Origin of the sequence: Arthrobacter sp. NtRootA1, assembly GCF_019976975.1 — a bacterium.
GTDB lineage: Bacteria > Actinomycetota > Actinomycetes > Actinomycetales > Micrococcaceae > Arthrobacter > Arthrobacter aromaticivorans.
Window position 1 is genome coordinate 1,808,830 of sequence record NZ_AP024630.1, and the last position, 25,129, is coordinate 1,833,958.

Sequence of the window (25,129 nt, forward strand, 5' to 3'; positions counted from 1 at the left end):
CTATGGACCGCCAGCAAGAGTTCGTTCTGCGGACGATCGAAGAGCGTGACGTGCGCTTCGTACGCTTGTGGTTCACCGACGTCGTGGGTTCACTGAAGTCCGTGGCTCTTGCGCCGGCAGAAGTTGAAGGTGCCTTCGAAGAGGGCCTGGGATTCGATGGCTCAGCGATCGAGGGCCTTGCGCGGGTTTTTGAGTCGGACATGCTGGCACAGCCTGACCCCTCAACCTTCCAGATCCTGCCTTGGCGCGGTGAGACCGAACAAACGTCCAGGATGTTCTGTGATGTCTTGACGCCGGACGGGGAACCCTCAGCAGCAGATCCCCGAAACGTCCTCAAGCGGACCCTTGCCAAGGCCGCGGATATGGGATTCACCTGCTACACGCACCCTGAAATCGAGTTCTACCTGCTCAAGTCAAAGGAGCTTGGCCCCAATGGTGCGCCCGTCCCGGTTGACGAGGGCGGCTACTTCGACCACGTCCCTGGTGGTGTTGCGCAGGACTTCCGACGCACCGCGGTGACCATGCTGGAATCGGTGGGTATCTCGGTGGAGTTCAGCCACCACGAGGGCGGGCCGGGCCAGAACGAGATTGACCTTCGCTACGCGGATGCCCTGCAGACTGCGGACAACATCATGACCTTCCGCACGGTCATCAAGGAAGTTGCCCTGCAGCAGGGCACGTATGCCACGTTCATGCCCAAGCCGTTTACGGACCACCCGGGCTCCGGAATGCACACACACTTCTCGCTCTTCGAGGGGGACACCAACGCATTCTTCGAAGCCGGCGCCGAGTTCCAGCTGTCCAAGACTGCCCGCCAATTCATTGCCGGTATCCTCAAGCACGCTCCTGAATTCACCGCGGTCACCAATCAGTTCGTGAACTCCTATAAGCGGCTCTGGGGCGGCGGTGAGGCACCGAGCTATCTGAGCTGGGGCCACAACAACCGCTCCGCGTTGGTGCGTGTGCCGTTGTACAAGCCCGGCAAGGGCCAGTCGGCGCGCATCGAGTACCGCGGCATCGACTCCGCAACCAACCCGTACCTTGCCTATGCCGTCCTTTTGGGCGCCGGTTTGAAGGGTATCGAGGAAGGTTACGAACTTCCGGCAGCTGCCGAAGATGACGTTTGGTCGCTGACCTCCGCAGAGCGCAAAGCCATGGGCCACGCTCCGCTGCCTGCCAGCCTCCACGATGCCATCCGTGCCATGGAGGAGTCGGAGCTGGTGGCCCAGATCCTGGGCGAGCAGGTTTTCGAACACTTCCTGCGCAACAAGCGCGCGGAATGGCAGGACTACCGCCTCCAGGTCACGCCGTACGAGCTGCAGCGCAACCTCGGCATTCTGTAGGCAGGGCCAATGAGCCTTGCACGTCGGCTCATCTCAGCCGGATTCAGTGACCTGGAAAAGGGTGAGCGTTTTCTTGCTGCCCCGGAACTTGAAGGCATCGAACAGGACGCCTTGTTCGCCGGGCTCTCCTTGGCGGCGAGCCCGGATACCGCGCTGCAATCACTTGTCCGGCTGATTGAGAAGAACCCCGGCCTCAAGAAGTTGGCTGGCGCTGACCCGGACACGAGCGAATCCCTGTACCGGCTCTTGGGGGCATCGGAGGCGCTGGGTGAGTTCCTCATGCGCAGGCCGGAGCATCTGGACGTTTTTAATGTCCGGGTAAGCCCGGAGCCACTCCCGGCATCAAGCGAAGAGCTCAGGTCCCTGCTTCTTCGTTCGGTCAAGGCCGAGCCCGGTGCTCAGCGTCCAGTGGCTGGGTTGACGGGGCTTCCGGCGTACGCGGCCCTGCGGACGGCGTACCGCCGCGGGCTAACGGAGCTTGCCATCAAGGACCTCTGCGCTGCGTCGCCGCAAGACTTCATGCCCGCCGTGGGTGCAGAGCTTGCAGACCTCGCTGGGGCCGCCATTGAAGCTGCCCTTGCCGTTTCCCGGGCCGAGGCGGCTGCCCAGTTTGACGCCTCGGAGGTTGCCGACGTCGGGCTCGCAGTCATTGGCATGGGCAAATGTGGTGCCCGCGAGCTGAACTACATTTCCGACGTCGATGTCATTTACGTCATCGAGGCAGAGGAACTGGACGACGCCCGCGCCGCGACCATCGGCACCGCCTTGGCGTCCGGCATCTCGCGGGCGATTTCCTCGTCGGCACCTGAACCGGGTTTGTGGGAAGTAGATCCCAACCTTCGCCCGGAAGGAAAGTCAGGGCCCCTGGTGCGGACGCTGCCCTCGCACCTGAGCTACTACGCCCGGTGGGCTGAGAGCTGGGAATTCCAGGCGCTGCTGAAGGCCCGGACGATTGCCGGCGACCGCGAGCTCGGCCAACGATACGAAAAGGCCGTCGAGCCACTCGTGTGGGCATCTGCCGGCCGTGATGGCTTCGTCGAGTCCGTCCAGGCCATGAGGCGCCGGGTCACGGATTACATTCCGGCTGCCGAGGAACAGCGGCAGATCAAACTTGGGCGTGGCGGGCTGCGCGACGTCGAATTCACCGTCCAGTTGTTGCAGCTGGTTCACGGCAAGTCGGACGAGTCCCTTCGCTGCCGCGACACCACCTCGGCCATCGCGGCATTGTCCGCCGGCGGCTACATCGGACGTGCCGACGCCGCCGGTTTCGACAACGCGTACCGCTATCTTCGGCTTCTGGAGCACCGGATTCAATTGTTCCAGTTGCGCCGAACGCACCTCATGCCCGTGGCGGAGGATGCCCAGCGGGTATTGGCGAAGGCTGTCCTGGGGCCCTTCTCGCTTGAGCGACCCCATCCTGACCAGCTGATGGCGACCTGGCAGAAAACCAAACGGTCCGTTCGGGAACTGCACGAGCGTATTTTCTACCGGCCGCTGCTCAATACCGCCGCGAAACTCAGCAGCGAAGACGCCAAACTGAGCCCGGAAGCAGCCCAGGGCCGTCTTGCCGCCCTCGGCTACCTCGATCCCCAGGGCGCGATGCGTCACATTGAGGCGCTGACTGCCGGTGTAAGCCGACGTGCGGCACTGCAGCGGCAACTGTTGCCCATTCTTCTTGGCTGGCTTGCCGAAGGCGTGGATCCCGACGCCGGGCTCCTTGCCTTCCGACGGGTCAGCGAAGCGTTGGGCACCACGCACTGGTATTTGGGGATGCTTCGTGATTCCCAGGCGGCAGCCGAACGCCTCTGCCAGGTACTGGCCAATTCACGGCTCATTTCGGACCTCCTGGAAGTCTCACCGGAGTCCGTGGCGTGGCTTGGCAGCGACAAGGACCTGGCTCCCATCCCCTTTGAGGCGCAATGGCAGGAAATCCGGTCTAAATTGTCCCGGCATCCGGATCCGGAGAGTGCCATGCGCCTCATCCGGTTGATCCGTCGCCGGGAGATTCTGCGGACCGCGATTGCCGATAGTGCCGGTTTGCTTGACCAGGACGCCGTGGGACTGGCGTTGGCCGAAACAGACCGGGCTGCCGTGCTCGGAGCCCTTCACGTGGCTGAAGCCATCGCTACCCAGTCCGATCCTCTGAAAACGGAGGTTCTGGTGGTGGCCATGGGCCGGCAGGGTGGCCGCGAGATCGGCTACGGCTCAGACGCTGACGTCATGTATGTTCACCGCGCCCGGCCTGGATTCAGCGATGAGGAAGCTCAGGAGCAGGCGACGGCGATAGTCGCCAAAGTCTCCAGCCTTCTCACCCAGCCGCTCAAGCCCGCCATCATGGCCGAGCGGGTGTTGATGGTGGACGCAGACCTGCGGCCCGAAGGCAAGAACGGCGCCATGGTCCGGTCTTTGGATTCCTATGCCGAGTACTACCGCCGGTGGTCACTGATATGGGAAGCGCAGGCGTTGCTGCGGGCGCGTCCCATGGCCGGTTCAGACGACTTGGCAGCGGACTTCCTTCGGCTTATTGATCCCATCCGCTACCCGGCTGAGCTCGCCGAACAGGATGTCAGGGAGATCAGGCGCATCAAGGCCCGCGTGGAATCGGAACGGCTGCCTCGAGGCGCTGATCCGGCCCGCCATGTGAAGCTTGGCCGTGGTGGATTGAGCGATGTTGAATGGCTTGTCCAGCTCATCCAGTTGCAGCACGCGGGCAAGCAGCCTGCGTTGCGCACTACGTCCACGCTGGAGGCCCTTGCCGCGGCCGAGGACCTTGGGCTTGTTGGCAAGGACGACGCCGGACTCTTACGTGAGGCGTGGAAGCTCGCCAGCCGCATCCGCTCGGCGAACGTCATCGTGACAGGCCGGGCATCGGACGTACTTCCATCGTCGCGGAGGGATCTTGAAGCTGTGGCGCGCTGGTGTGGTTACGCGCCTGGAGCCGCAGGACAGTTCGAGGAGGACTACCTGCGCCTGAGTCGCCGTGCCCGGGCTGTCTTCGAAAAAGAGTTCTACGGTAATTGAGGCCTGGAATGCCCGATGATGACCCGGAGCTGGACGTCTTCCCTCGGGATCGTCCTGCGTTGGCGAGCGTTTGGCTTATACCGCTCAAAATGCTGGACGATGACGCGCGCGCCATCCAATTGGGCGCGGTGGCGGAAATGGCCTTGGCGGCTGATCAAACTGACTTCGTCGGCGACCCGCTCCGTATGATGCTGATCAGTCTTGAAGAAGAATCCCGCTCTCCCTATGTGATCGAGGCCAACGGGGAGGGTGTGGGCGTCCTGACACTCCAATGGGGAGCGGCGCGCCTTGCAGGATGGCCGGACGACGACTCCGCATGGCTTCTCAGGGGTTTCCTCATCGACTCGAAAAGCCAGGGCCGCGGCCTCGGTGTGCTGGCGGCCAAGGCTGCCGTGGAGGAGGCTCGCAAGTTGACGGCGAGGCAGGGTGGCGGCCAGGCCGGCGTCGTGCTTTCTGTTAACGAGCGCAACCCTGCGGGTCTTGCAGCTTATGCAAAGGCCGGCTTCGTTGACTGCGGGCGGTACCTCGGCGGCAACTCAGGCCCGCAGCGCATCATGTACAAGGGTTTTTGAGGATGCTGACGCTTCGTCCCCGGGGAGCTGTTGTCAACGGTCGTTGACGACGATCCTGGATGTCAACTATGGTTGACGTCATGGAGGTGGACAGAATGAAAACACTTGTTGGATCGATGGACGGCATGGGTCCTGCAGAAGCGCTGTATGCCGTAGCTGAACTTCACAAGGAGGTTGGCAGGGCCGAGGCTTCCCTTGTACGTGCAGCCAGGCAGGCCGGTTTGTCGTGGGAGGCAATCGCACTTTGCCTCGGGGTCACCAAGCAGGCGGTACATAAGAAGTACGGGAAGCAGTAGCACTATTCCGGGCGACAGGAACCCGGCCTGGGTCTGTTCGTCCGGGCCTGCTGTCCCTTAGGATTCTCGCGTGACAGTCAGTCGGGATTCAGAGGGTGCAGCCTTCTCAGATGCGTTGTGCTTTCGCTGCGAGCAGGCCGGGCCGCACTGGTCCTCCCGGCATGGCCGCGGCGACGTTTATGTTTGCCGCCGCTGTTTCGCCACTTTTGCTGACGCCGAATGGCGGCAAGATGATGGGGGAGCGCAGGGCCATTCACTGTTGGCTGCTGGTGCCCCGGAGGGGCTGGGCCCCTCCAGAACCAAGTAGTTTGCTGTGCCGGAAGGGTAAAAAACGAGTACACACTACTCGTGCCCTGACCTGCCCCTGGTAGGCACGATATTTGCTATGACAACCTATGTGATTGAACAAGCGGCACTGGTTCACCGCTGTCAGTGCTGCGGTGAAGAAACCGATCGGGTGTTTTGCGCGGACTGCGCAGCTCCCCAACAACCTGGAGAAGTCCCGAAAACCAGGCACTAAAGACCAAAGACAAGGTGCTGGTTCGTCCGTTGAAAAGCCTTATAGACTCGGTTCCGTAACTACTCTCGATGCTTAGGAGAAGTACATGGAATACAACGGAAGTTCGTTTGAGAAGGCTATTCCTGCTGGAGAGTTGGATCGCCGCCATGTGGGCCAGTCCATAAGCTTTCAGCCCAATGATTTCACTGTTGTCTTTGGGACGATTGCGGGCATCGCAAGAACTGAGGCCCTTGTGTACCTATCGCTTGATGGCGTCTCCGGCGGTACGCATCTGAAGGATGAGTATGACCTCCCCATTGATCGGGACGTGTACCTCCAATTGGATCCTCTGAGCACAGCCGAAAAAGGTCTTGCTGATGCCGCAAAGGCCGTCAGGGAAAAACTGGACGAGTTCGGAAAGAACATCCGCGACCGGGATCAGGGCAAAGAATCCGAGTAGTAGGCAGCGGCACGAATAAAGGAGGGCCGGCAACAGGTTTTTAACCTGTTGCCGGCCCTCCTTATTTTGGAATCTCTGTGGATTCCCTGCGGCTAAGCCTTGCTTAGCCGCCGGTGTTGCTAGACGCCGTAGTAGAGCTCGAACTCGTACGGGTTCGGGCGCAGTGACAGCGGACGGATCTCGTTCTCGTACTTGTACTCGATCCAGGTGTCGATCAGGTCCTGGGTGAAGACGCCGCCAGCCTGCAGGAACTCGTTGTCCTCGCGCAGGGCCTCGAGGGCTTCTTCCAGCGAGCCGGGAGCCTTGGGGATGTCCTTGGCTTCCTCGGCCGGGAGCTCGTAGAGGTCCTTGTCGATGGGAGCCGGGGGCTCGATGCGGTTGCGGATGCCGTCAATGCCGGCCATCAGCTGGGCAGCGAAGGCCAGGTACGGGTTGGACGAGGGGTCCGGAGCGCGGAATTCGATGCGCTTGGCCTTCGGGTTGGAGCCCGTGATCGGGATACGGATACCAGCAGAACGGTTGCCCTGCGAGTAGACCATGTTGACCGGAGCTTCGAAGCCCTTGACCAGGCGGCGGTACGAGTTGACCGTCGGGTTGGTGAAGGCCAGGACTGCGGAGGAGTGCTTCAGCAGGCCACCGATGTACCAGCGGGCGGTGTCGGAGAGGCCAGCGTAGCCCTTTTCGTCGTAGAACAGGGGGTCGCCGTTGCTCCACAGCGACTGGTGGCAGTGCATGCCCGAGCCGTTGTCACCGAAGACTGGCTTCGGCATGAAGGTTACGGACTTGCCCCATGCGTCTGCGGTGTTCTTGATGACGTACTTGAACTTCTGGAGGTCGTCAGCAGCTGCAGTCAGCGTGGTGAACTTGTAGTTGATCTCTGCCTGGCCGGCGGAGCCAACTTCGTGGTGGGAGCGCTCGACCTCGAGGCCGGCCTTGTCCAGTTCAACGCACATGGCGTCGCGGAGGTCAGCCTGCTTGTCGGTGGGGGAAACCGGGAAGTAGCCGCCCTTGACGGGGGTCTTGTAGCCGAGGTTTCCGCCCTCTTCCTTGCGGCCGGTGTTCCAGTGGGCTTCTTCGGAGTCGATCTTGTAGAAGCTGCCCTGCGGGGAGGACTGGTACTGGATGTTGTCGAAGACGAAGAACTCGGCCTCGGGTGCAAAGAACGCGGTGTCTGCGATACCGGTGGAGGCCAGGTAAGCTTCAGCCTTCTCGGCTACGCCACGGGGGTCGCGGTGGTAAGGATCGCCAGTGCGGGGGTTCACGATGGAGAAGTTCAGCGCAAGCGTCTTCTCGATGCGGAAAGTGTCGATGAAAGCCGAGGTCACATCCGGGATGAGCTGCATGTCGGACTCAGCGATGCCCTGGAAGCCGCGAATGGAAGATCCGTCGAAGAGTTGACCGTTCACGAAGAAGTCGAGGTCTACGCTCTTCGCCGGCACGTTGAAGTGCTGCTGGACGCCCGGAAGGTCGGTGAAGCGGATATCGACGAATTTGACGTCTTCGTCTTTGATGAACTTGAGGACTTCGTCCGCAGTCTTGAACATCTATGCTCCTTATGCATATCAAGTAACAGGCCCGGAAGGCCGCGTGAGCCAGCCCATGCCGGAGGCCCGGAGACACAAAAAATTCCCCTTGCCGCGGTGGCTAGCAACTCATACCACCTTAGGGAGATGGGATTTCCCGGGAGTGTCAGTATTGTTTCGGGCAGGTTACAGAATGATCTGTTGTGTAAACGGTAGTCGGCTTTCCGGTGTCAGGTCCACGCGGGTCCAGTGGGCGAACACTTTGGCGCCATACATGCGCAAGGGCAGGCATGAAAGGTGGCCTTCGTCGTCGGTCTCTCCGTCCCCAAGCCGTTAGGCTTGGAGGGTGGTTGATCGAAAAGACATAGGCTCCTGGCTGAGCGGGCCGGACACGTCCGGCATCTCCAAATATCCGGGTGAGAGACTCGGCCTTCCTGAGTCCGGACCAGGCTCCATGGCGCGGGCTGGGCGACGAATCCTAGGCATAGTGATCGACTGGACGATTGCACTTGTCATTAGCAATTTCGCCTTTGGCGGCAACCAGTGGGCAACGCTCGCAATTTTTGCCGCGGAGCAGATCTTGCTGATCGGCACCCTCGGCTACAGCATCGGCCACAGGATTGCCGGCATTCATGTGGTCCGCTTGGGGGGAGGCCCCGCAGGCCCGCTTGCTGCGGTTGTGCGTACCTTGCTCCTGTGCCTGGTCATCCCCGCAGTCATCTTTGATCCGGACCAGCGCGGACTTCACGATAAAGCAATGAACACGATCCTCATCCGGATGTAGCGTCTTCATTCCTCACCGGTTGGACCCAGCCCCATAAGCTAGCAAACACCAATAAAAAACCGCCCCGTCTCCTTCGAGACAGGGGCGGTTTTTCGTTGGTGCATTCAAGCGCCCAGGGACAATCAGCGTCCGCGTGCAGCCTTGCGGTCCGGACGCGCCTTATAGGGGTCAATGCCCTTGGGGATCGGCAGGCGGGTACCAAGGGAGTTGATGCGCTTGGAAACAGCGTTGACCTCCACCTTGGTGAGTTCGTTCTTCATCTTGCCCATGGTCTTGGCGAGTTTGTTCAATGGCACCTGGCCCTCGCCGCGACCGGATTCGAGGACGTGGATGGTGACGTTGGGCAGGATGCGCGAGAGGCGCTTGCGCTCGGCTTCCACCAACGGCTTGACACGATGCGTGGGACCTTCGCTGACCAAAACGACGCCGGGACGACCAATTGCCATGAACACGGCGTCCTGGGTGCGCGGGTTAACTGCTACCGGCTGATCCTGGGTGACCCAGCCGCGACGTAGGGTACCGAGGGCCGCGCCGGATGCACCAGGCTGGTTCTCGATCTGCGCGAAGGCAGCCTTCTCTGCGCGACGGGAGAGGATGAAAACGGCGGCCAGGAGACCCAGCGGAATACCGATGATGAGACCGGTAACCCAGTTTTCCAAGAGGTAGCCGATGAGGAAGGCCACGGCAACTACCGCCAGGAATGCCAGCAGCATGATCCACACGACCTGGGGATCATTGCGCCGCGTCATCTTGAAGACTTCAGCGATCTGCTTCAGCTGGCTCGGCTTCTTGGCCTTGGCTTCCTTGGGCTTGCGCTGGAACAGCCCACGCTTGGGGGCGTCGGCCGAGGGGGTCGATTTGCTGGAATCAGAGGAATTCGCCATAGTGCCTTAATTCTACGTGATGTACGTCGAAGGACCGGACGCCATTACGCTTGGCATCCGGCCCTTTCGGTACTGCTTCATGGTGTTGCTGGTGAAGTGTTTGCCGACCTGGGTTCAGGCGTGGGCGGCGAGGATGGTGGAGGCTTCCTGGCGGGTGGTGCCGGAGGACTCGATGTGGGCCAGGGCGGCGGGGATTTCCCAGCCTTTCTTGCGCATCGCGGTGGCCCACAAACGCCCGGCCCGGTACGAGGATCGCACCAGGGGCCCGGACATGACACCGAGGAAGCCGATTTCCTCTGCCTCGTGCTGCAGGTCCACGAATTCCTGGGGCTTGACCCACCGGTCCACGGGCAGGTGCCGTTCGGAGGGGCGCAGGTACTGGGTGATCGTGATCAAATCACACCCGGCCGCGTGCAGGTCCCGGAGGGCTTCGGAGATTTCCTCGCGGGTTTCGCCCATGCCCAGGATCAGGTTGGACTTGGTCACCATGCCCAGGTCCCGGCCCTGGGTGATGACATCCAGGGAGCGTTCGTACCGGAACGCCGGTCGGATCCGCTTGAAGATCCTGGGCACGGTCTCGACGTTGTGCGCGAACACCTCGGGCCGGGAATCGCAGATCGCGGCGATGTGTTCGGGTTTGCCGGAGAAGTCCGGGATCAACAGCTCCACCCCGGTGCCGGGGTTCAGTTCGTGGATCTTGCGGACGGTTTCGGCGTACAGCCAGACACCTTCATCGGCCAGGTCATCACGGGCCACCCCGGTGACGGTGGCGTAGCGCAGCTGCATGGCCTGCACGGACCGGGCCACCTTGGTGGGTTCGAACATGTCCACCGGGGAGGGTTTGCCGGTATCGATCTGGCAGAAATCACAGCGCCGGGTGCATTCGGACCCGCCGATCAGGAACGTCGCTTCCTTGTCTTCCCAGCACTCGAAAATGTTCGGGCAGCCGGCCTCTTCACACACCGTGTGCAGGCCTTCCTTCTTCACCAGGTTCTTCAACCCGACGAACTCCGGCCCCATCTGGACCTTGGCCTTGATCCACTCGGGCTTGCGTTCAACCGGGACAGCCGAGTTACGCTGCTCAACGCGCAGCAACTTACGGCCTTCAGGTGCCAGGGTCACTGGAGTGCTCCTTCTGGGGTGGAAACGAGTGCTTCTTCATGCTTGCGGAACTCTTCCACGAAGCGGTCAACGATGTCTGCCGGGTTGATGGTCCGGCCAGTCTCCAGCGACATGGTGGTGACGCTGGCGTCGGTGATTCCGCACGCAATAATCTGCGCGTACGGCGCGAGGTCATTGCTGCAGTTGATGGCGACACCATGCATGGTGACACCGTCAAGGACGCGGATGCCGATCGCGGCAATCTTCCGGTCCGGACCCTTGTCATCGGCGAGGATCCATACGCCTGCCCGGCCCTTCACGGTTACTGCTGGGATTCCATAGTCCGTCATGACGGCGATCATGGTTGCTTCGAGCCGCTCGACGTAGTCCCGGATTCCCGCGCGGTTCTTGAGCTTGAGGATCGGATAGGCGATGAGTTGTCCCGGGCCGTGCCACGTTAACTTGCCGCCACGATCCACGGCGACCACAGGGGTGCCGTCAAAGGGCCGTTCGTGGTCTTCGGTGAGCTTGCCAGCCGTGTAGACGGCGGAGTGCTCAAGGAGGAGGACGGTGCTGTTCTTCTCGCCGGCAACAACTTTGTTGTGGATCTCGCGCTGTAGGTCCCAGCCCTGCACATAATCAACGAAATCCGGGGCAAGACCCAGTTGTGAAAACTCAAGAGTCATGGGTTCAAGCTTAGACCCAGCAGGTCACTCACCATGATTTTGTGGTGAACCTCTCAGTCGCATCCGTCGGCGTAGCTTTCCTGCCCCGCAACCCGGAGCTGCCTGTGGATAACTTCTGCGGGAAATCGGATCATCCGGTAGACCTTGGATATGGAAACTACGGATGCTCCTGCCACGTCGGTCCCGCACATACCGGGATACACGCCATCACGCCACCTGGGCAGTGGTGGGTCCTCGACGGTCTGGCTCGCCAGCAGGGACAAGGACCATGCCCGGTTCGCCATCAAATGCGTCACAGGCGCGCTCCAGGGGGATCAGCGCAGCCAGCGGGGAGCCAATCGTGAAACTGCCCTCCGTGAGGTTCGGATCCTGTCGGCGCTTAGGCACGAACACCTCATCCGGATTCATGATGTGGTGGAGCTGGGCGGCGAAGCACGGGGCAGTTTGGGCTTGGTGATGGATTTCGCGCCAGGAGGTTCCCTTGCGAACCTGGTGAAGGCGCGACGTCAGCTGAGTGTCGGGGAAACTGTGACGGTACTGACCCCTGTTGCCCAGGTCTTGGCTTACCTGCATGCCCAGGGAACGGCGCATGGGGATATTTCCCCAGGCAACGTGTTGTTTACGGCACAAGGTAAGCCTCTGGTGACGGATCTTGGAGTGGCTGGCGTTGTGGGGGAGGAGAATCAAAGCCTCGACGTCGGGACCGACGGCTTTGTTGATACTTCTGTTTCCGCCCAGGCCGGCCCTGGTGATGGAGCTAGAGAAGCCTTGCAGCCGGAACGGGACGTCTATTCGCTGGCGGCGCTTGGGTGGTATTGCTTGACGGGCATGGCGCCGGAGATCCCCAAGCACCGTCCACCACTGCCTCTCTTGGTCCCCGATGTCCCCAAAGGGCTTGCCGCTGCCCTTGAAGCGGGACTGGATCCTGATCCCCGGGCGCGTCCCACCGCCCGGGAGCTGGGAACAGCTATTTATCGCAGCGCTGCGGCACAGCCTGTGGATTTGGCTGGGTCCGTCCATTCCTCGGTGATTCCGGAGCTGCTTACGCGGCGGCAGGCCGGGGGACGACCTCAGCGCAGGAGTCCATTGACTTCGGCTGTGTTGCGGCTCCGGCCCTTGCGGACAGTAATGACTCCGCGTCCCGAACGGCGAACGCGAAAAAGGAAACCGCAGCGTGGGCCACGTATAGCCATTCGGGTCGGCTTGCTGGTGGCTGCGGGAGTGTCGGTTGGTGCGGTTGGGTGGGCCTTCTGGCTGGGAGTCCAAGAGCCCGCGTCGGGTTCGACGTCCGTAGTAAGTTCCGGGACAGCGATCCAAGCTCCCCAAGCCGACCAGCCCATTCCGGACACGCACTTGGAGGCGCTCCGCTCTGAGGATCCGATAATCGCCGTGCACGCGTTATCGGCCGTGCGCGATATGGCGCTGGGGCTGGATCGTCTTGAATTGCTTGCAAACGTCAACGCAGCAGGCTCACCTGCCCAAGCGGCGGATGAGACGTTGAAGCAGCAGTTAGGGGCTGAGGGTATCCACTTTGCCGGACTCACCACCAGCTTGAGCAGTGTATCGGTGCTGGGCCCCCACGAGGTTGATCGCGCCGTCGTTGCCCTGACTGCGACGACCTCCGGCTACGAGGAGCGGGACAGCTCCGATCGTTTGGTGAAGTCCCAGCCCGCAGGTGAGCCCCAACAGTTGCGTCTCGTCCTCGTCAGGTTGGCAGGGCAGTGGAGCATCTCGGACATTCTCGGTCCCGGTTAGCAGTACTGCCAGGGATGTTCCTTGGCGTGGGTAGCGGCGTGGGGTTCGGAACGGTTCAGCTGGAAGGGCTGCCCGTCAGCCACTCCATGGCTTCATCGAGCCCGGGGTGTTGCCAGTGAAATCCAGCGGCGGCAAGCTTTGCCGGCTCCATTCTTTGGTTCGCCAGGACCAGTTCGTCAGCAAGCTGGCCAAGGACAAGTCGAAGGGCGGGCCGGGGGATTCGTACGAAGGCTGGGCGGTGGAACGCTTTTGCAAGCCGCTGGACGATCGTGTTGACGTCTGCGCTTTCCGGAGCGCATACATTGACCGCACCTTCCAGATCGGACTTGAGGAGGAAGGCCAGGGCAGCGGCTTCGTCGGCAAGGGTGATCCACGGCCAGAATTGCCGCCCATTTCCGAAGGGTCCACCAAGCCCAACCTTGAGCAGGGGAAGCAACGGTCCGAGCGCACCGCCGGAAGTGCTGAGGACAACTCCGGTCCGGGGTATCACCACCCGCACGCTGGATGGAGCGGTCCTGGCAGTTTGCTCCCATTCGACGCATAGCGGTCCCAGCACTCCCGCACCTGGACCCGAGTCCTCGCGGAGGAGGCCTTGCCGGGAGGCGCCGTAGTAGCCGGACGCTGACTGGCTGACGAAGGACAACTTAGGCTGACCAAGGCGACGCATGGCCGCAGTCAGCGTCCGGGTGGTCTGAAGGCGCGAGTCACGAATGACAGCAATTCTGCGCCTGGTCCAGGGGCGGTCGCCTATGCCGGCGCCGGACAAGTTCACCACAGCGTCCGCGCCTTCCAGGACAGCCTCGTCCAAGTCTCCCGCGGCTGGATCCCATGTCCTTTCGTCGTCAGTCATTGCAGGCCGCCGCACCAGCCGGATGACGTCGTCACCTGCACTTTTCAAGTGCTCCGACACTGCCGTCCCGATCATCCCTGAGGCTCCGGACATTACGATTCGCATGACTCATCTCATCACGACCCACGCATGAGTCAGAAACAGCGTGCGAAGCGCGGGGCGGGTGCCTCTTGACACCGTGCCTCTTGACTATGATCGAACAATGACCTCCTCCAGCTACCTCCGTTTCCCGCATGTGCATGGCGAATTGGTCACGTTCGTGGCCGAAGACGACATCTGGATCGCCCCCGTCTCAGGCGGCCGGGCCTGGCGTGTTTCGTCCCAGCAAATGCCGGCAAGGAACCCACGCTTCACTCCCGATGGCAAGCGGCTCGTGTGGACTGCTGTTGTTGGTACCTCACCGGAGGTTGTCACCGCGGACGTCGACGGTGGCGGCCATAAGCAGCTGAGCTACTTTGGACACACCACAACCCGGGTCAAGGGTTTCACGCCTGCTGGGAACGTCCTGGTAACCAGCGCGTTCCAGCAGTCCGAGAGCCGCCACACGTACGCCTATAGCCTTCCCTTGGAGGGAGGTGCCGCCGTCGAACTTCCTTTCGGACCGGTGGAGGGCGTTGCCTTCGGACCAGAAATCGGTGACGAGAAGCCCGTTGTCCTGGCGAGTGTCCTTTCCCGGGAACCGGCTTGGTGGAAGCGCTACCGGGGTGGCACTGCCGGAAAGTTGTGGATCGACGCAGACGGCAATGGTGAGTTCGAACGCTTGATCCCCGAAATTGAGGGCAACCTGACTGACCCGCTATGGGTCAAGGGGCGCATCGCCTTCCTTTCAGACCACGAAGGCTACGGAAACCTCTACTCCGTTCTTCCTGATGGTTCAGGACTGCGCCGCCACACGGACCATGAGGATTTCTATGTTCGGCACGCCAGCACGGACGGCCAGCGGATTATCTTCGAATCGGCCGGTGAGCTCTGGATCCTGCCCTCACTCGATGCCGATGCTGAAGCTGTGAAGCTGGAGATCACGCTCGGTTCTGCATCACCGGCGCGGCGTCCCGCCCCACTGAAAGCATCTGAGCATTTGGGCGACGTATTTCCGAACGTTGCAGGAACAGCCAGTGCGGTAGAGGCACATGGCACCATCCATTGGCTCCGCCATAAGGACGGCCCATCGCGGGTGGTCGAAGTGACGCCGGGCGTCCGGGCCCGCCTTCCGCGGCCGTTGACGGATGGTCGGATCGCTTATGTGGCCGACCACGGGGGAGTGGAGGCTTTGTACGTCAAGCGCATCGCCGCGCGCTTGTCCGGAGTTGTTGAGGTGCCGAAGGCCGCGGAACCCGCTGTTGTTTCAAGTGATGCCGACGGTCTTCCTAAGCCGGTCTCTGCAGCCAACGTCCTGGGGCAAGGTTCCGCCGCAAACCAGCCAGTCAACCAATCGGTGAATATGGGCGAGATGGACGAACCCTCCGATGAAGCCGCCCATGCGGACCCCTCACCAGACACCGTGGGGGAAACGGCGGTACAGGTCGCAGCCACACGGGAAGACCAAGCGGACGATCTCCGGCTGGAGTTCCCTGCACCAACAAGGACGAGCGCACTGGAGGCCAGCCCCGATGGCCGTTGGCTGGCCATCGGCACGGCTTTTGGAGACGTTTTCGTAGCTGACACTGTCTCCGGGGCATTGACTCGTTTGGTCAGTATCGGCGAAGGCAGCGTGGATCAATTGTCGTGGTCTGCTGATTCGCAGTGGCTTGCCTGGTCCGAGCCGGTGACGTCCTTCGGTTCCCGAAGCAAACTTCGCCTGGCAAGGCCTTCGGCATCCGGCACCGGCATCATCGATGCCACCGACGGACGCTTCTGCGATGAATCACCCCGATTCACCCCCGACGGGAAGTTCCTGGCGTTCCTGTCCAACAGGAGCTTCGACCCCGTCTATGACGGCCATTCGTTCGACCTTTCCTTCCCGAGCCCCATCAAGCCGTACCTGCTGGCTCTGGCCGCTGATACGCCGTCTCCTTTTGGGCCGTCCGTGGACACCCTTGAGGACGTACAAGCCACAACGGCAAAGCACGACGACGGCGACGCGCCAGTTGTGCGCGTGGACGCGGAAGGCCTTGCACACCGCGTCATCACGGTTCCCGTGCCACAGGGAAACTACTCTGGACTCGCTGCCGGTGACGGGGCGCTGCTGTGGCTCGATACTGAGCTTTCCGGTGTCACCGGCGAAGGAAAGGGCACTCTGCAGGATAAGAAGACAGCCCCAGCCCTGGTGCGCTTTGACCTTGCCAAGCGCAAGGAAACCACCCTCGTCGCTGCTGTGGACAGCTACCGGTTGTCAGGTGATCGCAAGAGGGTTGTCTATGTCCTTGATAAGCAGATCATGTCGGTCCCGTCAGACAGCAAGGTGGACGAGGAATCCGGGGAACTGGTCAAAGTGGACCTGAACAGGATCCGTGTAATCCTGGATCCCGTGGCTGCCTGGGGGCAGGCCTTTGATGAAGCATGGCGCTTGCAGAGGGACTTCTTCTGGGCGCCGGACATGGCTGGCCAGGACTGGGATTCCGTCTACAAACGCTACCGTCCGATCGTGGACCGGCTGGGGTCCCATGACGACCTCGTGGACCTGTTGTGGGAGATCCACGGCGAACTGGGAACCTCGCATGCCTATGTGCGGCCCGCAGCTGTCACTGAACCTGGCCGCAATGGTCAAGGCAGACTTGGCGCTGAGTTTCAGCTCGGCAGCAAAGGCTGGGAGATCACCAGAATCCTGGCTGGCGAGTCTTCCGATCCTCTGGCAACCTCGCCCTTAACGCGTCCGGGCGCGGATGCGAAGGTGGGCGACGTCCTCCTGGCGATTGACGGCGTCGAGCTTTCCGCTGCCCTGACGCCTGCCATGCAATTGGTGGGTGCAGCGGGACGAACCGTTGAATTGACACTCTTGAATGGCCCAGGACATGGCGCAGCTGCGGGTGCCCAGCGCCGCGTTGCCGTTGTCCCCATCCGGGACGAGGAGCGGTTGCGCTACCAGGACTGGGTCCGGGCCAACCGGCGCACGGTACGGGAGGCATCCGGCGGTAAGTTCGGCTACCTGCATATCCCTGACATGATGGCCAATGGTTGGGCACAGCTGCATCGTGACCTCGATACGGAAACTGCCTTGGACGGGTTGATCGTAGACGTACGGCGCAACCGTGGGGGCCACACTTCACAGCTCGTGGCCGAGCTTATTGGCCGGAAGGTCACTGGGTGGAGTATGCCGCGTGGCGAGAAGCCGCGGACTTACCCGCACCATGCTCCCCGGGGTCCAGTGATTATCCTGGCAGATGAATTTGCTGGATCAGATGGCGACATCATCACCCAAGTATCCAAACTGAGGGGCATTGGCCCGGTCATTGGCGTAAGGACTTGGGGTGGCGTTGTGGGGATTGACAACCGCTTTGCGCTGGCCGACGGTACCGGGGTGACGCAGCCCCGCTACGCCACGTGGTTTGGCGGTGGGATCGGCTGGGATGTTGAAAACCGTGGCGTGGAGCCGGATATCGAGGTGCTCTTCCCCCCGCATGCCTATGCAGCAGGCAGCGACCCGCAACTCGAGTACGGCATTGGTGCCCTCAAGGAGATGATCCAGGAGCTACCTACGGACCGCCCGCCGTTGCGTGAAGGCTACAGCCAGGTGCGGCCCGCGCCGTTGCCCGCGCGTCCGCAACAGGGCTAGCAGCCCAGCGCCAACTTTGCGTAGTTCCAGTGCGCTGAGCTGGGAACGAGCGAAAGGCCCCGCGGCCTTCCCTGACGGGAGAGGCAGCGGGGCCTTTGCTTTGATGCTGTCTTAGTGCTGTGAAGCGGTGCCCGACGCTACGAGGCCAGCGTTGCGTCCAGCGTGATGTCGATGCTGGCCAGCGCGCCGGAAACAGGGCAACCGGTCTTTGCCGCTTCGGAGATACGGCGGAAATCCTCTTCGGAAATGCCGGGGATCCTGGCGGTCATCGTCAGGTGGCTGCCAGTGATACCGGTGCCGGGGACGAAGGTCACGTCGGCCTTGGTCTGGATTTCTTCAGGGGTAAAGCCCCCCTGTGCAAGCTCGTTGCTGAAGGCCATGGAGAAGCACGCGGAGTGCGCTGCAGCGATCAGTTCTTCCGGGCTTGTCTTGCCACCGGACTGCTCGGTGCGTGCCTTCCAAGTGACATCGAAGGTGCCCAAGCCTGAGCTATCCAGCGTCGTGTTGCCAGCGCCCTCGATCAGGTTGCCGTTCCAAACCGTGTGTGCGGTGCGTGTTGCTGCCATGTCCACTCCTTGGGGTCGTTTGTGCGTCGGCAACCAGCCATCGCCGGATGCCACCGGGATCAATCCTATGGATTTGCGCGCTGCGCTGCACTGTCATTCCGCTGTCAGTGGATTGTGACCCCTAGCTTGCCTTGAAGAAAGCAGCCTACCCGCCCGGCAAAGGCGGATGGGCTGCTTCCGCGTACTTTCAGTTCCAGAGTGTTGCGATGGCGATGTTCACCAAGGCCAGTCCGCCAACGCCGTGAGCGAGGCCGGTGGAGACTGGCTCGCCCTTCTTGACCTTGCGGGAGCCGATGACGGCCAGAACAGCAACAGCCACGCCGATGGCGAACTTTATACCGAGCTTGAAGTAGTTGGGATGGGCATCCGGCATCAGTGGCAGGAGGCCCATCATGGCAATGCCCGTGAGCAGCTGAAGGAATGCGCCATCCCGCTGGCGGGGGTGGACGGTAGGCGTCTTGATGGTGGCGATCCAGTAGCCCACAATCATGGCCGCGCCGACGATGTGCAAGAACACCAGGATGCTGAAGAGAATACTCATGGCCCCAGCTTATCCAGTTGCTTCTACGTCCCGTAGCAAAGCCACGCTTAGGCCGGCAAACAGCGCGGCGGACAAAACGGTCTGGGACAACAACGAAGCGGGGCAGGCTACCGGGTTTCCCCGGAGCCTGCCCCGCCTGGTTGACCAGAGCGCCCTCGGTGAGGAGGGTCCCTGCTAACGCTTGGGCTTAGAGACCAAGATCTGCTTCGAAAGCACCTTCCTCAAGGCGGGCCTTGAGGGTCTGGAGGAAGCGGCCAGCGTCCGCGCCGTCCACCAGACGGTGGTCGTACGTGAGGGACAGGTACATCATGGAGCGGATGGCAATCGAATCGTCGCCGTTTTCGTCGGCCACCACGACCGCGCGCTTGACGATTGCGCCCGTACCCAGGATGCCGACCTGCGGCTGGTTGATGATCGGGGTGTCGAACAAGGCGCCAACAGAACCGATGTTGGTGATGCTGAACGTACCGCCGGACAACTCATCCGGGCCGATCTTTCCATCACGGGTGCGTCCTGCGACGTCAGCGATCTTGCCGGCGAGGCCTGCGAGGTTGAGGTTTCCGGCGTCGGAGATGACCGGAACCAGCAGGCCCTTGTCGGTGTCTACCGCAATCGCCAGGTGTTCGGCGTTGTGGTAGGTGATTTCCTGCTTGGATTCGTCGTAGGCAGCGTTCAGCTTGGGGTGCTGCTTCAGTGCTTCCGCCACAGCCTTGGCAATGAACGGGAGGAACGTCAACTTCACGCCGTTCTGGGCCTGGAACGAGTTCTTGGCCTTGAGGCGGAGCTTGGCGATCTTGGTCATGTCGACCTCGTGCACCTGCGTCAGCTGGGTGGAGACTTCCAGCGACTCGCGCATGCGGCGTGCGATGACCTGCCGGATACGCGGAGCTTTTTCGGTGGTGCCTCGCAGGGAGGAAGCAACAACGGGTGCTGCGGACTTGGCGGCAGGAGCTGCAGCAGGAGCTGCAGCAGGCGCTGCGGCCGGCGCGGCTGCGGCTTGCTTGGCTTCGGCAGCGGCAAGGACATCCTGCTTGCGGATGCGGCCACCGACGCCGGTGCCGGACACAGATGCGATGTCGACGCCCTGCTGGTTTGCCAGCTTGCGCACCAGGGGAGTGACGTAACCGGACTCGGAAGACGAGCCGGCTTCTGCCGGTGCAGCAGCGGGAGCCGGTGCGGCAGCAGGTGCCGGTGCAGCGGCAGGTGCGGCAGCAGCCGGAGCAGGTGCAGCAGCGGGTGCGGCAGCAGGTGCCGGTGCAGCGGCCGGAGCTTCAGCGGCAGGAGCCGCGGGAGCCGGAGCAGCGGCGGGGGCTGCCGCGCCGGAGCCGATAACAGCCAGAACCGATCCAACTTCGGCGGTTTCGTCTTCGTTGACGCGGATTTCCTGCAGGGTGCCTGCAACCGGGGAAGGAATCTCGGTATCGACCTTGTCTGTGGAAACCTCAAGAAGCGGCTCATCCACCTCCACGGTGTCACCGACAGCCTTGAGCCAGCGGGTGACCGTGCCTTCGGTAACGCTCTCGCCCAAGGCGGGGAGGGTTACTTCGTGGCCTTCGCCACCGGAAGCGGCAGGAGCTTCGGCCTGGGGTTCCTCAGCAGCCGGGGCAGCGGGAGCCTCTTCTGCGGGAGCAGTCTGCTCGGCAGCAGCGGGTGCTTCCTGAGCGGCGGGTGCTTCCTCAGTAGCCGGTGCGGCGGAGCCGGAGCCGTCGCCGATGCGTACCAAGGGGGCGCCAACCTCTGCAGTCTCGTCTTCAGCGACGAGGATTTCTTCGATGACGCCAGCGATCGGAGAAGGGATTTCGGTGTCTACTTTGTCGGTGGAAACCTCGAGCAACGGCTCGTCGATCTCTACCCGGTCACCAACCTGCTTGAGCCAGCGGGTGACGGTTCCTTCGGTGACACTCTCACCGAGGGCGGGCAAGTTAACGGATTCAGACATGTCGTCCCCGTTCTCCTTATTGATCTTTTGTGCGGATGAATTCTGCTGGTCCGGGCAGGGTGCATGCGGCAGATTCCGCCGCATGCACCCTACCCGTTTGTCTTGGGTAAAGACTTAGCCGTGGAGCGGCTTGCCCGCGAGGGCGAGGTGGGCTTCGCCCAGGCTTTCGTTCTGGGTGGGGTGGGCGTGGACCAGCTGGGCCACGTCCTCGGGGTAGGCTTCCCAGTTCACGATGAGCTGGGCTTCACCGATCTGCTCACCCATGCGGGAGCCGATCATGTGGATGCCGACGACGGGGCCATCCTTTTGGCGAACGAGCTTGACGATGCCACCGGTACCGAGGATGGAACTCTTGCCGTTGCCGGCAAGGTTGTATTCCTGGGTCTGTACTTGGTCGTCGCCGAACTTCTCCTTGGCGGCTTTTTCCGTGTAGCCGACCGTTGCGATTTCAGGTTCGCAATAGGTGACCTTGGGGATGTTGATGTCTTCGACGATCGCTGGGTTCAGGCCGGCGATCTCCTCGGCCACGAAGATGCCCTGCTGGTAGCCGCGGTGTGCGAGCTGGACGCCGGGGACGATGTCGCCGACTGCATAGATGTTGCCAACACCGGTGTGGAGGCGCTCGTTGGTAATAACGAAGCCGCGGTCGATGGTGAGACCTGCTTCTTCGTAACCGAGGTTGGCAGTGACCGGACCACGTCCGACTGCCACGAGCAGGAGCTCGGCTTCGAAAGTCTGGCCGTCCACAAGGGTGACCTTGACGCCGTCGTCGTTCTGTTCCACGCCCTGGAAGAAGATGCCGGTGGTGAACTTGATGCCGCGCTTCTTGAAGGCGCGTTCCAGGTTCTTGACGATGGAGGCATCCTCGTTGGGAACCAGGGAGGGCAGGCCTTCGATGATGGTGACGTCCACGCCGAAGGACTTCCAAACGGAAGCGAATTCGACGCCGATGACGCCGCCGCCCAGGACGATCGCACTCTTGGGAATGTAGTCCATGGTGAGGGCCTGGTCAGAGGTAATGACCCTGCCGCCGATTTCCAGGCCGGGGAGGGAGCGCGAGTACGAACCGGTTGCCAGGACAATGTTCTTGCCCGTGTACGCGGTGCCGTTCACGACGATGGTGTTGTTGCCCTGAAGCTTGCCTTCACCCTCGATGACGGTGATGCCCTTGGACTTGATGAGTCCCTGGAGGCCCTTGAACTTGCCGGCAATAATGCCGTCCTTGTACGCGTTCACGGCAGACATGTCGATGCCGTCGAGCGTGACGTTCACGCCGTACTTGGCGGAATCGCGTGCGTGATCGGCCAGTTCAGCCGAGTGCAGGAGTGCCTTGGTGGGGATACAGCCATTGTGCAGGCAGGTTCCGCCGAGCTTTGCCTTTTCCACAAGGCCAACGGTGAACCCAAGCTGTACGGCCCGCAAAGCGGTGGCGTAGCCGCCGCTGCCGCCACCGAGTACCAGGATGTCGAATTCTTGCGCAGTTGCCTGATCGGCCACTAAAACGCTCCCTCGCGTGAATGATGACACGGGACTGCGTGTCATCGGGTCTTTGGAACTTGTTCTGCCGTGATTATGCCAGCACCTAAGTTCTCTTGCATTTGTGACTATCGAGTTCACCTTAGCGAACCACCTACCCATGCTCCACCCTCCACGGGCGTTTGTGGAGCGCTTGTGTCCAGACTCACGTTCACTTGTGACACAGCGCTACACACCGCATAATTCCGGGGTTGTGCGGGTAGCGCGGACGCATCCGCTCTACCCGCACTGCCCGTTCCAACCGCGGTGGAGTGGGTTACTTACGCGGAGGCTGCCAACAGATCCTCTGCGTAGGCCACCAAGGTACGGACTGTGCATCCGGTTCCTTGCTTCGGCGTGTACCCGTAGGGGCTGCCGTTGTTGAACGATGGGCCGGCAATGTCGACGTGGGCCCAGGGGATCTGCTGGCCGTCGCCGTTCTTGCCTACGAATTCACGCAGGAAGACAGCGGCTGTCATCATTCCGCCGTTACGCTCGCCAATGTTGGCAAGGTCCGCCACCTGGGAGTCCAAGCTGGGACGCAGTTCCTCAGGGAGCGGCATCGGCCAGACAAGCTCGCCGGCCCTGTCAGCGGCGGACTTCAACGCTGCCGTCACCGAATCGGAACCCATCACTCCTGCCGTGCGCAATCCGAGTGCGATGAGCTGGGCACCTGTGAGTGTTGCGACGTCGATGATTGCGTCCGGCTTTTCCAAGCTCGCGGCCACCAAGCCATCGGCCATGACCAGGCGGCCCTCGGCGTCGGTGTTCAGGACCTCTACTGTCTTTCCGCCATAGACAGTAAGGACGTCAGCGGGTCGCTGGGCGGCGCCGGACGGCATGTTCTCCGCAATACAAAGCCAAGCGGTTGCCTTGATAGGCAGGCCGAGCGAGGCGATGGCAAGGACAGTATTAAGAACGACGGCGGCGCCCGCCATATCGCTCTTCATGTCGCCCATGCCGAGGGCGGGCTTAATGGAGATACCGCCGGTGTCGAAGGTAATGCCCTTGCCAACGAGCGCGATCTTCCGGGTGGCCTTTGCCGGAGCATATTCGACCTTGACCAGGCGGGGCTGACGGGTTGAACCCTTGCCAACGCCGAGGATGCCGCCAAAGCCCTCCTTTTCCAGGCGCTTTTCGTCCCAGACCGTCACCTTTACGGGAAGACCCTTTGCGAGTTCCTTGGCAGATTCGGCGAATGACTCGGGGTACAAGTGGCTGGGCGGCTGGTTCACGAGCGTACGCGTTGCGTTGACGGCCCTGCCCACGACTGTTGCACGGTCAAGTGCAGGTTGGGCAGCTTTGGCGTCAACGCCGGTGACGATCAGAACCTTGGCAACCGGATCCTTGAGCCCGTCCTTGCTGGAACGGTGTTCGGTGTAGGAATAGGCGCCCATGGCGGCACCTTCGGCGACTGCGGCGACGTCGGTGACGGACGTCGTCGGGAACGCCAACGTCACTGAGGGGACTCCGGCAAGTTGCCTGACAGCGGACCCGGCTGCCCGGCGCAGCGCTTCTTCAGGGATGGTGCCGTCCTCGGACAATTTGCCCACGCCTGCCAGGACCAGGATCCCTGAGCCCGTTTCCGGCAAACCCGGAAGGCGGTGCGCTTGGTCGGGCGCACCCGAGACTCCAAGGAGCTTCAGTGATCCCTCCACGGATTCGGCGGCCTTGGCACTCAGCGGGTTTTCCAGCAGCACTGGTCCGTCCGAGCCCTGGGCAACTCCGATCACAAGTGCGTCGCTGGGTGACTTTTTCAGGTCCTTGGCGATGACGCCGAGGATGATGTCAGTAGTCTTGACCACGAGGATGTTTCCTCACTTCTCTCTGCATTGCATGGCGGGGCCGCATGTTTGGCGGGCCTGCCCCGGTACGCGCCCGACGTCCTGTTCCGACGGCGGCCTTGGTCTTCAGGTCAAGCGTCGCAAAAGGACGTCGGCCCGTTTCGATCGTAGTCTCTCGCAGGCTGCTGACAGCAATTAAATGAGAGCTGCGGCACACCAACGGCAGGAATGCCTACTGGACGTGCAGCGTTGTACAAAGAGACACAGAGTCCCCACACCGCAGTCATGGCGTCAGCGACGCCATGACCAGGGGTGCATGGGGGCACCGAACTTTGCCACTGCGAAAGGAACATGCCGTGTTTGAACGGATATCCGGCTCCCTCCTGGACCCCGAGGCGCTCTATGCGAGCAACATCGAGATTTTCCACAGCCCGGAACTGCGGGGGCTGAATATGGTCATGGGTTTCACGGGCTTTGCCGATGCCGGTCATGTAGTCAGGCAGATCAACGCGGAACTCCTGGACCAACTCGACGCTGAGGTGGTAGCCATGTTCGACGCCGACCAGCTCATCGACTATCGCTCACGGCGCCCCCACATCAGCTTCGTCGAAGACCATTTGCAGGACTATCAGGCACCCAAGCTGGCGCTCTACAAGCTCACGGACGGCCTGGGCCAGCCCTTCCTGCTGCTCGCCGGCTTCGAACCCGACTTGCAGTGGGAGCGATTCTCCCGTGCCGTCGTGGGAATCGTGGAGAAACTCGACGTCAACCTGGTGACTTGGATTCACTCCATTCCCATGCCCGTACCGCATACGCGCCCGGTGGGAGTAACCGTTCACGGCAACCGGCCCGAGCTCATCGAAGGTATCTCGAGCTGGAAGCCAACGGTCGAAGTCCCCGCCGCCATTGGCCATATCCTTGAACTCCGGCTCACCGAGGCCGAACGCCATGTTGCTGGCTATGTCATTCACGTGCCCCACTATTTGGCTGAGGCCGAATATCCTCCAGCGGCGGTGGCAGGGCTGGAGTACCTCGGCGCGGCCACATCCCTAATGCTTCCCACTGACCGGCTTCGGGAAGCCGGCCGGGAAGTAGGCCGGCAGATTGCGGAGCAGATTGAAGCCTCCGAGGAAGTGCAGGCCGTAGTCGCCAACCTGGAGGCCCGGTACGACGAAAAATCCGAGGGCATCGTCCGGCGTTCGTTGCTCGCCGATGAGAACGACGAACTGCCCAACGCCGAGGACATCGGAGCGGCTGTGGAGGCATATCTGGCGCGTAAAGACTCGCCTCAATAAATC

19 protein-coding genes are annotated in these 25,129 nt (G+C 61.9%); 9 read left to right on the plus strand and 10 right to left on the minus strand.

Annotated elements, in window-relative coordinates; translation table 11 throughout:
- Positions 1–2 precede the first annotated feature (2 nt).
- From LDN90_RS08315 to LDN90_RS08335, 5 genes are all read left to right on the plus strand, one after another.
- Positions 3–1,343 carry a glutamine synthetase family protein gene (locus tag LDN90_RS08315; protein ID WP_216923002.1) on the plus strand — a complete coding sequence of 447 codons (1,341 nt, stop codon included), beginning with the start codon at positions 3–5 and terminating at the stop codon, positions 1,341–1,343.
- Between the two features lie 9 nt (positions 1,344–1,352).
- Positions 1,353–4,364 carry a bifunctional [glutamine synthetase] adenylyltransferase/[glutamine synthetase]-adenylyl-L-tyrosine phosphorylase gene (locus tag LDN90_RS08320; protein ID WP_223948637.1) on the plus strand — a complete coding sequence of 1,004 codons (3,012 nt, stop codon included), beginning with the start codon at positions 1,353–1,355 and terminating at the stop codon, positions 4,362–4,364.
- 8 nt (positions 4,365–4,372) lie between these two features.
- Entirely contained in the window at positions 4,373–4,936 is a 564-nt protein-coding gene (locus LDN90_RS08325; RefSeq protein ID WP_223948638.1) for a GNAT family N-acetyltransferase, read from the plus strand.
- An 80-nt stretch (positions 4,937–5,016) separates the two neighbouring features.
- Positions 5,017–5,232: an AsnC family protein gene (locus tag LDN90_RS08330; protein ID WP_216923798.1), complete on the plus strand. Its 216-nt coding sequence runs from the start codon at positions 5,017–5,019 to the stop codon at positions 5,230–5,232.
- 605 nt (positions 5,233–5,837) lie between these two features.
- Entirely contained in the window at positions 5,838–6,191 is a 354-nt protein-coding gene (locus LDN90_RS08335; protein ID WP_216923008.1) for a hypothetical protein, read from the plus strand.
- A gap of 119 nt (positions 6,192–6,310) precedes the next feature.
- On the opposite strand, the gene glnA is transcribed toward LDN90_RS08335, so the two are convergent.
- The gene (gene glnA / locus LDN90_RS08340) at positions 6,311–7,735 is read right to left on the minus strand and encodes a type I glutamate--ammonia ligase (RefSeq protein ID WP_216923010.1); all 1,425 of its coding nucleotides are present in this window, start codon (positions 7,733–7,735) and stop codon (positions 6,311–6,313) included.
- Between the two features lie 325 nt (positions 7,736–8,060).
- On the opposite strand from glnA, the gene LDN90_RS08345 reads away from it, so the two are divergent.
- Complete coding sequence (locus tag LDN90_RS08345) at positions 8,061–8,498, plus strand: RDD family protein (RefSeq protein ID WP_223948639.1); 438 nt, start codon at positions 8,061–8,063, stop codon at positions 8,496–8,498.
- A gap of 122 nt (positions 8,499–8,620) precedes the next feature.
- On the opposite strand, the gene LDN90_RS08350 is transcribed toward LDN90_RS08345, so the two are convergent.
- The 3 genes from LDN90_RS08350 to lipB all read right to left on the minus strand — a co-directional run bounded on the left by LDN90_RS08350 (position 8,621) and on the right by lipB (position 11,169).
- On the minus strand, positions 8,621–9,382 hold the full coding sequence (locus LDN90_RS08350) for a DUF4191 domain-containing protein (RefSeq protein WP_216923014.1): 762 nt from the start codon (positions 9,380–9,382) through the stop codon (positions 8,621–8,623).
- Positions 9,383–9,496: 114 nt separating this feature from the next.
- The gene (gene lipA, locus LDN90_RS08355) at positions 9,497–10,504 is read right to left on the minus strand and encodes a lipoyl synthase (RefSeq protein WP_223948640.1); all 1,008 of its coding nucleotides are present in this window, start codon (positions 10,502–10,504) and stop codon (positions 9,497–9,499) included.
- On the minus strand, positions 10,501–11,169 hold the full coding sequence (gene lipB / locus LDN90_RS08360; RefSeq protein WP_216923018.1) for a lipoyl(octanoyl) transferase LipB: 669 nt from the start codon (positions 11,167–11,169) through the stop codon (positions 10,501–10,503). The genes lipA and lipB overlap by 4 nt, the downstream gene beginning before the upstream one ends.
- Before the next feature lie 150 nt (positions 11,170–11,319).
- On the opposite strand from lipB, the gene LDN90_RS08365 reads away from it, so the two are divergent.
- A complete protein-coding gene (locus LDN90_RS08365) occupies positions 11,320–12,924 on the plus strand; it encodes a serine/threonine-protein kinase (RefSeq protein ID WP_223948641.1) in 1,605 nt (534 codons plus the stop codon).
- A 55-nt stretch (positions 12,925–12,979) separates the two neighbouring features.
- Here the strand turns inward: LDN90_RS08365 and LDN90_RS08370 are convergent, their stop codons facing one another.
- On the minus strand, positions 12,980–13,879 hold the full coding sequence (locus LDN90_RS08370; protein ID WP_223948642.1) for a TIGR01777 family oxidoreductase: 900 nt from the start codon (positions 13,877–13,879) through the stop codon (positions 12,980–12,982).
- Positions 13,880–13,976: 97 nt separating this feature from the next.
- On the opposite strand from LDN90_RS08370, the gene LDN90_RS08375 reads away from it, so the two are divergent.
- A complete protein-coding gene (locus tag LDN90_RS08375) occupies positions 13,977–17,486 on the plus strand; it encodes a S41 family peptidase (protein WP_223948643.1) in 3,510 nt (1,169 codons plus the stop codon).
- A 137-nt stretch (positions 17,487–17,623) separates the two neighbouring features.
- Here the strand turns inward: LDN90_RS08375 and LDN90_RS08380 are convergent, their stop codons facing one another.
- The 5 genes from LDN90_RS08380 to LDN90_RS08400 all read right to left on the minus strand — a co-directional run bounded on the left by LDN90_RS08380 (position 17,624) and on the right by LDN90_RS08400 (position 23,852).
- Positions 17,624–18,052 carry an OsmC family protein gene (locus tag LDN90_RS08380; protein ID WP_223948644.1) on the minus strand — a complete coding sequence of 143 codons (429 nt, stop codon included), beginning with the start codon at positions 18,050–18,052 and terminating at the stop codon, positions 17,624–17,626.
- Positions 18,053–18,239: 187 nt separating this feature from the next.
- Complete coding sequence (locus LDN90_RS08385) at positions 18,240–18,593, minus strand: hypothetical protein (protein ID WP_216923028.1); 354 nt, start codon at positions 18,591–18,593, stop codon at positions 18,240–18,242.
- Positions 18,594–18,780: 187 nt separating this feature from the next.
- Positions 18,781–20,532 carry a 2-oxoglutarate dehydrogenase, E2 component, dihydrolipoamide succinyltransferase gene (gene sucB, locus LDN90_RS08390; RefSeq protein ID WP_223948645.1) on the minus strand — a complete coding sequence of 584 codons (1,752 nt, stop codon included), beginning with the start codon at positions 20,530–20,532 and terminating at the stop codon, positions 18,781–18,783.
- A gap of 114 nt (positions 20,533–20,646) precedes the next feature.
- Positions 20,647–22,029 carry a dihydrolipoyl dehydrogenase gene (gene lpdA, locus LDN90_RS08395; RefSeq protein WP_216923032.1) on the minus strand — a complete coding sequence of 461 codons (1,383 nt, stop codon included), beginning with the start codon at positions 22,027–22,029 and terminating at the stop codon, positions 20,647–20,649.
- Between the two features lie 299 nt (positions 22,030–22,328).
- Complete coding sequence (locus LDN90_RS08400; protein ID WP_216923034.1) at positions 22,329–23,852, minus strand: leucyl aminopeptidase; 1,524 nt, start codon at positions 23,850–23,852, stop codon at positions 22,329–22,331.
- 335 nt (positions 23,853–24,187) lie between these two features.
- Here LDN90_RS08400 and LDN90_RS08405 point away from each other — a divergent pair, with 335 nt between their 5' ends.
- Positions 24,188–25,126: a PAC2 family protein gene (locus tag LDN90_RS08405; RefSeq protein WP_216923036.1), complete on the plus strand. Its 939-nt coding sequence runs from the start codon at positions 24,188–24,190 to the stop codon at positions 25,124–25,126.
- The last annotated feature ends 3 nt before the right edge of the window (positions 25,127–25,129 follow it).

Excerpts from the sequence above, each read along its gene's own strand:
- LDN90_RS08315 (WP_216923002.1), top strand. The coding sequence starts at position 3 with ATGGACCGCCAGCAAGAGTTCGTTCTGCGGACGATCGAAGAGCGTGAC.
- LDN90_RS08320 (WP_223948637.1), top strand. The coding sequence starts at position 1,353 with ATGAGCCTTGCACGTCGGCTCATCTCAGCCGGATTCAGTGACCTGGAA.
- LDN90_RS08325 (WP_223948638.1), top strand. The coding sequence starts at position 4,373 with ATGCCCGATGATGACCCGGAGCTGGACGTCTTCCCTCGGGATCGTCCT.
- LDN90_RS08330 (WP_216923798.1), top strand. The coding sequence starts at position 5,017 with ATGGAGGTGGACAGAATGAAAACACTTGTTGGATCGATGGACGGCATG.
- LDN90_RS08335 (WP_216923008.1), top strand. The coding sequence starts at position 5,838 with ATGGAATACAACGGAAGTTCGTTTGAGAAGGCTATTCCTGCTGGAGAG.
- glnA (WP_216923010.1), bottom strand. The coding sequence starts at position 7,735 with ATGTTCAAGACTGCGGACGAAGTCCTCAAGTTCATCAAAGACGAAGAC.
- LDN90_RS08350 (WP_216923014.1), bottom strand. The coding sequence starts at position 9,382 with ATGGCGAATTCCTCTGATTCCAGCAAATCGACCCCCTCGGCCGACGCC.
- lipB (WP_216923018.1), bottom strand. The coding sequence starts at position 11,169 with ATGACTCTTGAGTTTTCACAACTGGGTCTTGCCCCGGATTTCGTTGAT.
- LDN90_RS08365 (WP_223948641.1), top strand. The coding sequence starts at position 11,320 with ATGGAAACTACGGATGCTCCTGCCACGTCGGTCCCGCACATACCGGGA.
- LDN90_RS08370 (WP_223948642.1), bottom strand. The coding sequence starts at position 13,879 with ATGCGAATCGTAATGTCCGGAGCCTCAGGGATGATCGGGACGGCAGTG.
- LDN90_RS08375 (WP_223948643.1), top strand. The coding sequence starts at position 13,977 with ATGACCTCCTCCAGCTACCTCCGTTTCCCGCATGTGCATGGCGAATTG.
- LDN90_RS08380 (WP_223948644.1), bottom strand. The coding sequence starts at position 18,052 with ATGGCAGCAACACGCACCGCACACACGGTTTGGAACGGCAACCTGATC.
- LDN90_RS08385 (WP_216923028.1), bottom strand. The coding sequence starts at position 18,593 with ATGAGTATTCTCTTCAGCATCCTGGTGTTCTTGCACATCGTCGGCGCG.
- sucB (WP_223948645.1), bottom strand. The coding sequence starts at position 20,532 with ATGTCTGAATCCGTTAACTTGCCCGCCCTCGGTGAGAGTGTCACCGAA.